General features: G+C 64.0%; 12 protein-coding genes. 6 read left to right on the top strand and 6 right to left on the bottom strand.

What is annotated here, in order from left to right; genetic code table 11:
- The first annotated feature begins 29 nt into the window (after positions 1 to 29).
- Both CXY74_RS06820 and CXY74_RS06815 read left to right on the top strand, forming a co-directional pair.
- A complete protein-coding gene (locus CXY74_RS06820) occupies positions 30 to 2,156 on the top strand; it encodes a S9 family peptidase (protein ID WP_104199733.1) in 2,127 nt (708 codons plus the stop codon).
- A 4-nt stretch (positions 2,157 to 2,160) separates the two neighbouring features.
- A complete protein-coding gene (locus CXY74_RS06815) occupies positions 2,161 to 4,848 on the top strand; it encodes a DEAD/DEAH box helicase (protein ID WP_104199732.1) in 2,688 nt (895 codons plus the stop codon).
- Here the strand turns inward: CXY74_RS06815 and mgrA are convergent, their stop codons facing one another.
- The 3 genes from mgrA to CXY74_RS06800 all read right to left on the bottom strand — a co-directional run bounded on the left by mgrA (position 4,849) and on the right by CXY74_RS06800 (position 6,888).
- Positions 4,849 to 5,874: an L-glyceraldehyde 3-phosphate reductase gene (mgrA, locus tag CXY74_RS06810; protein WP_104199731.1), complete on the bottom strand. Its 1,026-nt coding sequence runs from the start codon at positions 5,872 to 5,874 to the stop codon at positions 4,849 to 4,851.
- A 73-nt stretch (positions 5,875 to 5,947) separates the two neighbouring features.
- Positions 5,948 to 6,427, bottom strand: coding sequence for a Dps family protein (locus CXY74_RS06805; RefSeq protein ID WP_104199730.1), 480 nt, complete (start codon positions 6,425 to 6,427; stop codon positions 5,948 to 5,950).
- Positions 6,428 to 6,585: 158 nt separating this feature from the next.
- Positions 6,586 to 6,888, bottom strand: a complete 303-nt coding sequence (locus CXY74_RS06800) for a hypothetical protein (protein WP_104199729.1) — start codon at positions 6,886 to 6,888, stop codon at positions 6,586 to 6,588.
- A gap of 137 nt (positions 6,889 to 7,025) precedes the next feature.
- On the opposite strand from CXY74_RS06800, the gene CXY74_RS06795 reads away from it, so the two are divergent.
- Positions 7,026 to 7,583: an MOSC domain-containing protein gene (locus tag CXY74_RS06795; protein WP_104199728.1), complete on the top strand. Its 558-nt coding sequence runs from the start codon at positions 7,026 to 7,028 to the stop codon at positions 7,581 to 7,583.
- Positions 7,584 to 7,647: 64 nt separating this feature from the next.
- Here CXY74_RS06795 and CXY74_RS06790 read toward each other — a convergent pair whose 3' ends face one another.
- Positions 7,648 to 8,487 (bottom strand): DarT ssDNA thymidine ADP-ribosyltransferase family protein, encoded by an 840-nt coding sequence (locus tag CXY74_RS06790; RefSeq protein WP_146070078.1) that lies wholly within the window; start codon positions 8,485 to 8,487, stop codon positions 7,648 to 7,650.
- A 248-nt stretch (positions 8,488 to 8,735) separates the two neighbouring features.
- Positions 8,736 to 9,416 carry an HAD-IA family hydrolase gene (locus tag CXY74_RS06785; protein ID WP_104199726.1) on the bottom strand — a complete coding sequence of 227 codons (681 nt, stop codon included), beginning with the start codon at positions 9,414 to 9,416 and terminating at the stop codon, positions 8,736 to 8,738.
- 129 nt (positions 9,417 to 9,545) lie between these two features.
- On the opposite strand from CXY74_RS06785, the gene CXY74_RS06780 reads away from it, so the two are divergent.
- Positions 9,546 to 10,289 (top strand): sulfite exporter TauE/SafE family protein, encoded by a 744-nt coding sequence (locus CXY74_RS06780; RefSeq protein ID WP_104199725.1) that lies wholly within the window; start codon positions 9,546 to 9,548, stop codon positions 10,287 to 10,289.
- A gap of 25 nt (positions 10,290 to 10,314) precedes the next feature.
- Here the strand turns inward: CXY74_RS06780 and CXY74_RS06775 are convergent, their stop codons facing one another.
- Entirely contained in the window at positions 10,315 to 11,076 is a 762-nt protein-coding gene (locus CXY74_RS06775) for an endonuclease/exonuclease/phosphatase family protein (RefSeq protein ID WP_146070077.1), read from the bottom strand.
- 221 nt (positions 11,077 to 11,297) lie between these two features.
- Here CXY74_RS06775 and CXY74_RS06770 point away from each other — a divergent pair, with 221 nt between their 5' ends.
- Together CXY74_RS06770 and CXY74_RS06765 are read left to right on the top strand one after the other, a co-directional pair.
- The gene (locus tag CXY74_RS06770; protein WP_104199724.1) at positions 11,298 to 11,897 is read left to right on the top strand and encodes a histidine phosphatase family protein; all 600 of its coding nucleotides are present in this window, start codon (positions 11,298 to 11,300) and stop codon (positions 11,895 to 11,897) included.
- Between the two features lie 265 nt (positions 11,898 to 12,162).
- Positions 12,163 to 12,939: an ice-binding family protein gene (locus CXY74_RS06765; protein ID WP_104199723.1), complete on the top strand. Its 777-nt coding sequence runs from the start codon at positions 12,163 to 12,165 to the stop codon at positions 12,937 to 12,939.
- The last annotated feature ends 55 nt before the right edge of the window (positions 12,940 to 12,994 follow it).

The raw sequence follows: 12,994 nt of genomic DNA, 5'->3' as shown, positions 1-12,994 counted from the left end.
CGCGCCCGCGCGCAAACTACGCTGGGGGGATGACCTCTGGCCCGAGCACACCTCCCCTGGCACACAAGAAGCCGCAGAATCGCGAACACCACGGCGACGTCTATATCGACGACTACGAGTGGTTGCGTAACAAGGCCAGCCCCGAGGTCATCGCCCACCTCGAAGCGGAGAACAGCTACACAAATGCCCGCACCGCCCACCAGGAACCGCTCCGGCAGCAGATTTTCAACGAGATCAAAAACCGCACCCAGGAGACCGACCTGAGTGTTCCGGTGCGCCGGGGAAACTACTGGTACTACACCCGCACGGTCGAGGGCCAGGAGTACGGCATTCACTGTCGCGCGCCGATCAGCAGCCCGAGCGACTGGGCCGCTCCCCTCATCAGCGGCAGCGACCAGACTGGCCTGACCGGCGAGCAGATCCTGCTCGATGACAACGTCGAAGCCGAAGGCCACGAGTTCTTTTCCCTCGGTAGCTTCGACCTCAGCGACGACGGCACCCAACTGCTCTACGCCGTCGATGTCGAGGGCGACGAACGCTATACGATCCGGGTACGCGTCATCGCGACCGGCGAGAACCTGCCAGACACTATCCCGAACACGAGCGCCGGCGCCCTGTTCGACCCGAGTGGACGCTACCTCTTTTACACCACCGTCGACGACGCCTGGCGCCCCGACACCGTCTGGCGGCACGAAATCGGCGCCGCACGAACCACTGACACCAGCATCTTTCACGAACCCGATGAACGGTTCTGGGTCGGCGTCGGCATCACTCGCAGCCGCAAATTCCTCATGATCGAGGCCGGCTCGAGCGTCACCACCGAATCCTGGTTGCTCGATGCGAGCGACCCCACCGGTGACTTCACCGTGGTCTGGCCCCGCCACGACCACACCGAATACGATGTTGAGCACGCCATCGTCAACGGTGAAGACCGCCTGCTGATCGTGCATAACGGCGGCGGCGCGGTCAATTTCGAGCTGGTCAGCGTCGCAGTAGAAGATCCGCGGGGCACCCAGCGGATGCTGCTGCCGCATGACCCACAGATCCGCCTCGAAAGCGTCGACGCGTTCGCTGACTTTCTGGTCGTGGAGTACCGCCGGGACGGCCTCACCCGGATCGCCATCGATCGGCACGACGAGAGCGGACTGACCGAGCTCGACTTCGACGAGCCGTTGTTCGCCGTCGGCGCGGCCGGCAACCCGGAGTGGACGCAGCCGACCATTCGATTCGGCTTCACGAGCTTCGTCACCCCGTCAACGGTGTACGACCTCGTCGTGGCTACCGGCGAGCGCCGCTTGCTCAAGCAGCAGCCGGTGCTCGGCGGTTATGACCCCACGCTGTACGAACAGCGCCGTGAGTGGGCGACCGCCGAAGACGGCACCCGGGTACCCATTTCGCTGGTCTACCGCCGCGACCTCGTCCTGCCCGGCACCCCGGCGCCGACACTGCTCTACGGCTATGGATCGTACGAGCACAGCATCGACCCCGGATTCGGTATTGCCCGGCTCAGCCTGCTCGACCGCGGCATGATCTTCGCCATCGCGCACGTGCGCGGCGGCGGCGAACTCGGCCGAACCTGGTACGAAACCGGCAAGACCCTGACCAAGCGCAACACCTTCACCGACTTCGTGAGTTGCGCCCGGCACATCATCGACTCGGGCTTCACGACTCCCGACCAACTGGTCGCCGAGGGCGGCAGCGCCGGCGGGCTGCTCATGGGCGCCGTGGCGAACCTCGCGCCCGAGCTGTTCGCCGGCATCCTCGCCGAGGTTCCATTCGTCGACGCCCTCACCTCGATTCTCGACCCCTCACTGCCGCTTACCGTGATCGAGTGGGACGAGTGGGGCGATCCCCTGCACGATGCCGAGGTGTACGCCTACATGAAGTCGTACTCTCCGGTCGAGAACGTGCGCGCCGTCGCCTACCCGCATATCCTCGCCGTGACCAGCCTGAACGATACCCGCGTTCTCTACGTCGAGCCGGCAAAATGGGTGGCTAAGCTCCGGGAAGTCGGAGCGGATGCCCTCCTCAAGACCGAAATGTCGGCCGGCCACGGCGGCGTTTCCGGTCGCTACAGCGCGTGGCGTGAGCGCGCGTTCAACTACGCCTGGGTGCTGGGCACCGCCGGTCTGAATCCGTCAGAGAGCGACAGCTAGGGGAATGTCGAACGGCCCAGACCTGACCCCCGCGTGGAAGCGGCTGGTGCAGGCGCCCGAGCCGCCGGCATCCGCTCTGCCGCGAATCGGTAATTTCGGGCAACCGCGTGCACTGGCTACCGGACCGAAAGTGGCGATGGGGCTGCAGTTCGAGCTGCGCGAGCAGACTCCGCGCACGAATGACCGGTGGCGTGGGCCGACGGCCAAGCCGGTGAAAACGCTCGAGCCCGGCCACGGCGAGTTTCGGCTCGGCGTGCGGCCGGTTATCTCGAATGCGAAGGGTAACTGGGTGCGCAGCAATGTCACCTGGAGCCACCTCACCTTTCAGCTGAACCGGTTCAACCTCGACCCCGAACATCACCGCTGGATCTCGCAGTTCGCCGCCCTCTACAGGGCCGTGCGCGAGGTGTACACGAGCCAGGAGACCGACTGGATCTACCTCGACAATTTCACCAGCCCGCTGCTCTGGCCGTTGCTGCGTGAGGCCGAACAGCTCGGCATCGGCTTCGTCGGCGCCAAGAAAGGCGTCGGTGTGCGGGTCGGTTCGCTCGCCGAGATCAGCCTCGACGCCTCCCGAACGGATGCTGTCGGCCCCCTGGTTCTGCAAGCCCGCCTGCACATCGACGGGGAGAACCACCCCCTCGAGGCTGCCGGAATCATCGCCGGCCATGGCATCTACAGTGTGCGGTTCGGCATACCGACCGTGTTCACGCTTGCACCGACCGCTGGCCCGCTGAATCGCGAGCAGCGTCACCTGGTCGGGCGCGTCGAGGCGGCGATGGTCCCCGCAGAGGATACGGCCGAGTTTCTGGGCTCCGTCTATCCGGCGCTGCAACGCACGGTCCTGGTCACCAGCACGGACGCCTCGGTGCGCTTTCCCGAGGTGCTGCCCGACGACTTTGAGCGCACCGAAGTGCCGCACTTGGTGATCACGACGGTGGAGACCGACCAGCGCGACTGGTTCGACCTCGGCGTGATCGTCACCGTCGGCGCGATCACGGTGCCATTCGGCCCACTGTTCACGGCGCTTGCGAAGGGCCAGACGCGCCTGAAACTGGTCGACAACAGCTATCTCTCCCTGCAGAGCCCCGAGTTCGAGCAGCTGCACGAACTCATCAACGAAGCCCGCGCACTGCAGGAGTGGGAGACCGGCCTGCGCATCAGCCGCTACCAGACCAGTTTATGGAGCGATTTCGAGGATCTCGCCGACGAGACAGTGCCGGCAATCTCGTGGCGGGCAGCCGCCGCCGGGCTCAAAAATCTGGCCGGCATCGACCCGACTTCGCTTCCGAGCGGCGTACGCGCCACCCTGCGCCCCTACCAGCAGGAGGGGTTCGCCTGGCTCGCATTTCTCTGGAAGCACCGGCTGGGCGGGGTACTCGCCGATGACATGGGCCTCGGTAAAACACTTCAGACCCTGGCGCTGCTGGTGCACGCGAGCGCCTCTGGGCCGGGGCCGTTCCTGGTCGTGGCACCGACATCCGTTGTGGCGAACTGGCAGAACGAGGCGACTCGGTTCACGCCCGGGCTGCGGGTGCGCACTCTCACGGCGACGGAGGTAAAAAGCCGCACGCTCATAGCGGATGCCGCCACCGACGTCGACGTACTCATCACGTCGTACGCGTTGTTCCGTCTCGATTTCGACGCGTACCAGGCGGTGGCCTGGGCTGGCCTCATTCTCGATGAGGCGCAATTCGTGAAGAACCGCACGAGCCGTGCCTATGCCTGCGCTAAGGAGCTGAACACGCCGTTCAAACTGGCCATCACGGGAACTCCGCTGGAGAACAACCTGATGGATCTGTGGTCGCTGTTCAGTATTGTCGCGCCGGGCCTGTTTGCCTCATCGCGCAAATTCATCGAGGACTACGTACGGCCGGTAACCCGGGGTGAGAACCCCGAGCGACTCGCGAAGCTGCGGCGGCGCATCCGCCCGCTGATTTTGCGCCGGACCAAGGACGTCGTTGCCCGTGACCTGCCGCCCAAGCAGGAGCAGGAGCTGCAGATCGCGCTGAACCCGGCGCACCAGAAGCTCTACGACACGTTTCTGCAGCGCGAACGGCAGAAGCTCTACGGTTTGATCGAGGAACTCGACAAGAACCGGTTCATCATTTTTCGCTCGCTCACCCTGCTGCGCCTGCTGAGCCTCGACGCCTCCCTCGTCGACAAGAAGTATGCGGGCGTGCGTTCGAGTAAGCTGGATGCCCTGTTCGAACAGCTCGACGATGTCATCAGCGAGGGACACCGGGCTCTTGTCTTCAGCCAGTTCACGTTATTTTTGAAGCTCGCCGCCGCCCGGCTCGACGCGCAGGGTGTTCCGTATTGCTACCTCGACGGGTCGACGTTGCGGCGCAGCGAGGTGATCGACCGGTTTAAAAGCGGTGCGGCGCCGGTGTTCCTGATCAGTCTCAAGGCCGGCGGCTTCGGTCTCAACCTCACCGAAGCCGACTACGTCTTCCTGCTCGACCCGTGGTGGAACCCGCAAACCGAGGCGCAGGCCATCGACCGCACCCACCGCATCGGCCAGACCCGCAACGTGATGGTCTACCGCCTCGTCGCGACCGGCACTATCGAGGAGAAGGTCGTGGCACTCCAGAAGCAAAAATCGCAGCTGTTCAACGCTGTGCTCGACGATGATGCCATGTTCAGCACCGCGCTGACCGCCGATGACATTCGCGGTCTCCTCGAGCCGTGATCAGACCGCGCTCGACGCCGCCCACAGGTTGATGCCGTTATCGACGGCGTGCTCGTCGATGGCTGCCAGTTCCTCGGCGCTGAAGTCGAGGTTGTGCAGCGCCCCCACGTTGGCCTCGAGCTGGGCGACCGACGATGCCCCGATAAGCGCGCTGGTCACCTCTGAATTGCGCAGCACCCAGGCCAATGCCAGCTGGGCGAGTGACTGACCACGTCCGGAGGCGATCTCGGTCAGGGCGCGGATACGGGTCAGCGCCTCCGCGCTCACCATGGACTTGTTCGCCGAGCCGTCCCGGGCGACCCGGGAGTCTGCCGGAATACCACTGAGGTAACGGTCGGTGAGCAGCCCTTGGGCCAGCGGCGAAAACGCGATACAGCCGACGCCGATGTCGTCGAACGTATCGAGCAGGTCGTCCTCGACCCAGCGATTGAACATCGAGTAGGAAGGCTGATGAATCAACAGCGGGGTGCCGAGGTCGGCCAGAATCGCGGCTGCTTCTCGGGTGCGTGCGGGCGAGTACGACGAGATTCCGGCGTAGAGGGCGCGGCCACTCGTGACGGCGGTGTGCAGTGCGCCCATGGTCTCTTCGAGCGGGGTATCGGGGTCGGCACGGTGCGAGTAGAAGATATCGACGTAGTCAACGCCCATGCGCGAGAGCGACTGGTCGAGGCTCGACAGTAAGTATTTACGGCTGCCGAAGTTGCCATACGGGCCCGGCCACATGTCGTAGCCGGCCTTGGTCGAGAGCACGAGTTCGTCGCGGTGGGCGCTGAAATCTTCGCGGTACAGCCGGCCGAAGTTCGTTTCGGCCGACCCAGGGGGCGGACCGTAGTTGTTGGCCAGGTCGAAGTGGGTGATGCCCAGGTCGAAGGCCCGGCGAAGAATAGCTCGTTGTGTGGCAAGCGGCTTGTCATCGCCGAAATTCTGCCACAGACCGAGCGAAATGGCGGGAAGCTTGAGGCCGCTGCGCCCGACACGACGGTAGGGCATGGACTCATAACGGGATTCATTCGCGAGAAAGGTCATTTGATCATGATGGCACTTTTCTCTTCCACACCGACGCTACCCCAGGAGAAACCTGGAGTATGCGTCAGCAAGCTCAGTGCGCGGATTTCACCTCGGAACGCTTGCGCGGTTTGCGGTTCTCCGCGCTGACCATCCAGGAATACTGCTCGAGCTTCTCGATGAAAGCGTGAAGAAGATCGGCACTGGTGGGATCTTCCTCGTCGACCTCATTGTGCACCTTGCGCATGTTGGCGACCGTGGCGTCGAGCCGTTCGGTGATGAGGTTGACCGTCTCGGCCGTGTCGACTTCGCCGTCGGGAAACTTCGGCAGGTTGGTGGCCTTGGTGACCGTCTCGCTGCGACCGTCAGGCATCGCGTCGAGTGCGCGCATGCGTTCGGCGACCTGGTCGGAGAATTCACGCACATCGACGATGATCTCATCGAGTTGCAGGTGCAGGTCGCGGAAGTTCTTTCCAACGACGCTCCAGTGCGCTTGTTTGCCCTGCACGTGCAATTCGATCAGGTCGACCAGAACGGACTGCAGGTTGTTGCTGAGTGTCTCGGAGGCGTGCATGGTGTCCTTTCAATCAGGGAGAATTCGCCTCAAGGCTATATCACGACCGTGTGATCTGGGCCGCAATGCAATCACCCGACCGAGGGCCGCAAACCCGACGTGCAGCCCCCGGCACGCGGGATTATCGCGGGCGCGGCGTTGGGCACGCTCTGATCTCGTCAGGTGTCCTTGGGGGCGCGTGGCGGGCGCGGCTTGCTGTATTTCTTGTGCGCGGTCTGCGGGGCGGTACCAAGGAGGCGTGCGATATCGGCCCAGGAACAGCCGCCGTCGCGCATGGCGTTGACCGCCGCGGTGACTCGCAGGTTGACGTCGACGCGATCGCGCACCGCGCGTTCCAACTCTCGCTCCAGGGCTCGGTAGGGCCGGGCAATATGCGGGGCGGTTTCGTCTGTCGGTAGTGGCGGTGGTTCAGCCGTACCCTCATCGGCCTGGTCGTGACTGTCGGGGGCAACACTAGTCATCGGCAACCTTTCCACTGATGAAATGTAGGCCCAGCGTGATGGTGCGTCAACCATTTACCGCAAACATTTTGACGTCTGCGCAGTCGGTCTTGTATGCGTTCCCTCGAACGTGCGTGCGCTATGGCAGAATCGGGGGCATGGCACTCGAGGGACGTCCCGGCGCGGTCGTTTCCGTCAGCCGCGATGACGCGCACCGCTTCAGCAAGCCGGTGGTCACAAGCATCCGTTTGCTGGCTGGAATCGGGGTCGACGGCGATTCTCACGCGGGCGCCACGGTGCAGCACCGCTACGCCAAAAAACGTAATCCCACGGCGCCCAACCTCTGCCAGGTGCACTTCATGGCCGCAGAGTTGTTCGACGACCTCGTACCCACCGGGTATACGGTCGCACCGGGCGAGCTGGGCGAAAACGTGACGACCATCGGAATTGATCTGATGACGCTGCCGCTCGGAACCCGACTGCACCTCGGCAGCGAGGCCGTGGTCTCGATCACCGGCGTGCGCAGCCCCTGCTCGCTCATCAACGGCTACCAGAAAGGCCTGATGAAGCAGCTCATCAAAACGGATGCCGCCGGCTCAGTTCAACGCCGCGGCGGAATCATGGGCGTCGTGGTGACCGGCGGCATCGTGCACCCGGGCGACCGGATCCGGGTGGAGCTGCCCATCGGGGAGCATCTCCCGCTCGGGGTCGTCTAGGTCTGGATTCACGATCAGGCCAGATCAGGGGACTACTCTCCGGATCCGGCCCGACGACCAAGCCTTACTGGGGATCAGCGGAGGTGTGGAACCACGGCGGGTAGACCGCGACCTTGGGCTTATACGAGCTGGCCTTCAGGATTCCGCGCACAGTTTCGCGCACATTGTCGTTGCAGACGCCGATGAGCGTGATCAGGTCCATCGGCACGGCGTCGGGAACGAGTAGCTCGGCTTCGAGAATCATCGCGCCGTCTGCTTCGGCGCGAAGGGTCTGCAGCATACGTTCGGCAGTGGCCGGCGTGGCGCCGAACCGGGTCAGCGCGCCGGCGGCATCACCGTTGGTGACGGCGATCACGCTCGCAACGAACGGAACCGCCTCCTCGGCGGCGTCAGCATCCTGGGCGGTCAGATCCTGGGCGGAGTCTACCTGGGCCTTGGCTACCGGGGCCTTGGCCGAGATAATTTCAGCTGCGGCACGCGCCGCCATCCCCTCGTTGATCTTCTTGACCGTGCTCACGAGCATGACGAAGTCGAAGGCCTCAGAGCCGTGGGCATCGCGCGCCAGGCGCGGGTCAGCGGCTTCGGCGCGCACGCTCTCCCAGACGCTCGCGTTCGGCGACAGAAAGAAGGGAACGTACTCAGCTACACTGCGACCGTCGCCGGAGACGCGGGCAGCCCGGCGCAGGTCGCGAGTGGCCGGTGCGGAGATGTCGACGGTGGGCCGCGCGGTGAGGGCGTCGTTGGCGAGTAGGCGTCCGTCCTGCAGAATGGCGCCGAGATTGCTGATGTGCGTGAGGTGGTACACACGCTGCTCGTCGACGTTGTCGGTCGAGACCTTCTCAGCTCGCACCGGGCGAGGTGCGCCAGCGACGCGAACCGGGCGAGCCGTGCGTGTGGCGGGCATAGCTGCCGTCGGAAGTGGGTCGCGCAGCGAGGACAGCTTCGGTGCGCGGGTCTTTTTCACCGGAGTGAGGGGTTCAGTAACAACTTTGGGAAAGCACAGAGCGCACAATTGGCCCTCGAGTCCATGGATGCATTCGTCGTCCAAGAGGGAAAAACCTTTCGTTACGCGGCTCGCGCCACTCGGAAAAGCCGAACGCACATACCGCCCATTAACGTTACGTTCATTTGGGTGGCAGCGCTGACCGTTCTTTAGTTTTTCGGCAACTCGAACCGAACAATGAGACCGTCGTCAGTGCAGTCAATGCGCAGATGATCGAGCCCGGGCACGACGAGGTCGGCCTCGAGTTCGCCCGCTGGATAGGTTCCGGCGACTCCGATCGTGGTGCAGCCAGCGGCGCGGCCGGCCTGCAACCCGGCGGGCGCATCCTCGATCACCAGACACCGGCGTGGGTCGACGCCGAGCCGCGCGGCTCCCTCCAGAAACGGTTCAGGGAACGGTTTGCCGCGCGGGGTGTCATCGATGGTCACGATCACGCTCGGTGCCACCAAAGCGGATGCCGCCAGCCGTGCGACCGCCAGTGGCCGCGCGCAGGACGTGACGATCGCCCGTCGACTCTCCGGCAGGCTGTTCAGGAGTGCTGCGGCGCCGGGCAACACGGTGATGTCCTGGGTGTCAGCGGTTTCGAGGGCGAGAATGCGGTCGATTGCCTCGTCGACGCGGGCGGCCGGCACGAGTTCTGCGATGATGTCGCGCGCCGGGCGACCGTGGGCGGTTTCGTCCTTGGCCACGCCCCATTCCCGGCTCCACACGGCCCACGAACGGTCGACCGCCGGCGTGGAATCGATGAGGGTGCCGTCCATGTCGAACAGTACGGCGTCGAAGGTGCGCCCCTGCAAAACGTTCTCGGTGGCAAAACTGAGGTCGGGCATCCGTTGTCCTTTCGTCGCGCCGGCTACCTGCCGATGTGTCAACGGTAGGCCACCCAGCATCACCGACGCCATTCGGTGCGGCCCGGGCCGGTATCGTGGATAGCAACAACCGAACTGGGAGACCTTGACGTGTGGACGACCGTTCTGGTGATTGTGGCCGTGCTGGTGGGGTCGAGCATGCAGCGCATCACGGGCATGGGCTTCGCCCTGGTAGCGGCGCCTTTTCTGGTTTTATTGCTCGGGCCGGTTGACGGCGTCATCGTGGTCAACGTGTGCGGGGTGCTCACGGCGAGCATCATCTTGACGCGAGTATTTCGGCAGGTGGACTGGCGGCGCTACATAGTTCTGGCGCTCTGCGCCGTCGTCGGCATCGTGCCCGGCTCCTACGTTTTGCAGTTCATTCCGTTATCCTGGCTCGAAATTTCGATCGGCGTACTCGTGGCAGCCGGTCTGACCATATCGGTGAATCTCGGCCGGGTCGTTGTGCGCGACCGACTCGGTTTTCGCGTGATGGCCGGCATGACCAGCGGGTTCATGAACACGACGGCCGGCGTCGGCGGTCCGGCGGTGAGCATTTACGCGATTGCCACTGCATGGCCGCAGCGGTCCTTCGCCGCGACCATGCAACCGTACTTTCTCACGATCGGGCTGGCGTCCCTGGCCTCAAAATTCGCCCTGGGATCGGCCGACCTGCCCCAGTTGCCCGTGCCGGTCTGGGTGCTCATCGGATGCGCCTGCATCGTGGGACTCATCATCGGTGACCGGCTGGCCATTGTGGTCGAGCCGCACGTAGCCCGCCGCCTGCTCGTAATCGTTGCCTATCTCGGGTCGTTCGCAACCATCGCGCGCGGAATAATCGAGCTGCTCGTCTAAGGCGTGCGGCGGTTTGGCCACTACCTCAGATGGTGAAGTCGGCGCGCTCGATGGACACCGACTCGGAGGCGGCCGGGTTGGCAAGGTGATGTGCGGCATCCGTCTGCATCCTAGGTTCGTCGGAATAGGTAGCCGTTACCAGAATGGGCATGTGATCTGAGGTGCCCTGCGGGAGGGTCTCGACATTGGAAATTATCAAGCCCATCGAGGTCGCCAGGTCGAAGTGTCCGCGAAAGAACTTATAACGGGTGTACGTGCGCGTATCGCTGAGCGTGAGATCGTAGCCGGACTGGTTCACCTTATTACCGAGCTTGCCCTGGAAGATGGGATAGTTATAGTCGCCGACCATGAGGGTCGGCAGGCCGGGGCCCAGAACGCTCAACTCTTCGTGGGCGCTGCGAATCTGGTTGCGGCGCAGAGAATTGAGCGCGGTCAGCGGCGCTGCGTGAAACGATGCCACGACGAACTCCCGCTGCGCGACATTATCAATCAGGCGAGTGGCGATCAGGCGCTCGTGCGCGGGCGCGGCGACACGGTCGTGCAGCGACTTCTTGAGCGCGAAGGTCTGCGTCCTGATCGCCGTGAAGCGGTCCCTGCGATAGTAGATGGCCAGGCCGAGGCGATTGCGATGAGTCGAATCGGCTAGATGGAGGTTTCCGACCTCGGCCGGCAGATCGATGGTGTTGCATTCCTGCAGGCAGAGAATGTTGGGACTGTACCGTTCGGCCAGGGCGACGAGTTCGCCGCTGGCACGGTTCTTGCGGAGGTTGTAACTAATGACCCTCATGGCACCCGTCTCAGACTCAATGGCTAGACCTCCAGCCTACGACTCTCACCGGGGTCGAAATTGAACATCCGGGGTCAGTTCACACATGCGCAGGTGGCATCCAGCCTGCCGACTTTTTCGGACCGAAGGGTCGACGCCGAGGCGTTCCCGGTCGGGGCTGCCCGGCGCACGAAACATAGACTTGGTCGGCCGCGTTCCTGCGGCACACGCGAGGGAGCCGCATGACCCAGAACGACATCGTTCTTATTCGCCACGGGCAGACCGAGTGGAGCATCTCCGGTCAGCACACCGGGCGCACCGACATTCCACTGACCGACTTCGGGCGCCGTCAAGGGGATGCTCTCGGCGAGATGCTGGACGGTCGACACTTCGATCGGGTCTACTCGAGCCCGCTGGTGCGTGCCTGGGAAACCATGGAACGGGCCGGTTACGGCGCGCAGGGCGTGGCCACCGACGACGTACTGGAATGGGATTACGGGGTGTACGAGGGACGCCGAACCGCGGACATCCGCTCGGAAATTCCGGGCTGGACCGTGTGGGGTGATCCTATTGTGGGTGGTGAATCCGTGGAGGAAGTGGGCGCACGGGCCGATCTCGCCATCGACGCCTGCCTCGCAGCCGAGGGCCGGGTGGCCATTTTCGCCCATGGACACTTTCTGCGCATTATGACCGCGCGCTGGATGGGCCTGCCCGCCGTCGCGGGCAAGAGCCTGAGCCTCGGCACCGCAACCGTGTCAACGCTCGGTTGGGAGCGCGAGAACCGCGTGTTGCAGATGTGGAACGACTCCTCGCACCTGAGCTCGATGGACCCTATCGTCTAGTCGTACGGCGAACGAAGCACGGCAAACGGCCGTACTACCCCTAGTCTGGGGTTAGACAGATTCTATTCGTTGGAATCATTGTCGTGGGGGCGCACGAACGTATGTGCGTATTGCGCCCGGAGGGCACGACAGTTGGGGCTTGGGGGCGTCACCTACTCGCGAGCCCGGTCAACGGGAGAAGCCCGGTGTGCAGCACCGGCGGCCATATCAGCACGTGGCCCTGCCTCGACCCGCATCGTGCGGGTCTTTGGAGAGGGAAAAAAATATGAGTTCGTTCACACAGCTTTCATCGTCGCGCAAGCGACTTCTCGGCGCCCTCCTGGTCGTCGGCATCATCGGAGTGGGCAGCATCGGAGTCGGCGGAGCCGTCGCATCCGAGCCCGCACCGCGCGCCGTGGTCGACCTTGGAGAGGCCGGCACCTTTGCTATCCTCTCGAAGTCCGGCATCACGGATGTCTACACATCCGCGATCAGCGGAAACGTCGGAGCGAGCCCCATCACGGGAGCCGCTATTCACGTCACCTGCCCGGAGGTGACCAATGGCACGATTTACAGCGTGGACGCCGAGGGCCCCTCCTGCATCGTGACCGATGCCACGTACCTCACCGAGGCCGTCAGCGACCTCGAGATCGCCTACACCGATGCCGCCGGGCGCACCACTCCGGACTTCATCAACCTGGGCGCCGGCGAAATCGGTGGCCTGACCCTCACCCAGGGCCTCTACAAGTGGGGCACCAACGTGAACATCTCCACCGACGTCACCCTCACCGGCACCGCGGATGACGTCTTCATCTTTCAGATCTCCCAGGACCTGGAACAGGCTTCAGCTCAGAACGTCATTCTCGCCGGCGGCGTGCAGGCGAAGAACGTGTTCTGGCAGGTTGCCGGATCCGTCGCCATCGGCACGACCGCGCACTTCGAAGGCACCATCCTCAGCCAGACGATGATCGCCATGAAGACTGGAGCGACCATCAACGGACGCCTCCTGGCCCAGACGGCCGTCACGCTGCAGAGCAACACGGTCACCGCGCCCGTCGAGTAGCTTCGCAAAATATGCACACGGGCGCGGCCGACTTCGTGTCGCCCGCGCCCGCGTG

This window comes from Cryobacterium sp. Y29, from assembly GCF_002929825.1.
In the GTDB taxonomy this organism is placed as follows: Bacteria; Actinomycetota; Actinomycetes; order Actinomycetales; family Microbacteriaceae; genus Cryobacterium.
This window is presented reverse-complemented; position numbering and strand designations above follow the sequence as displayed.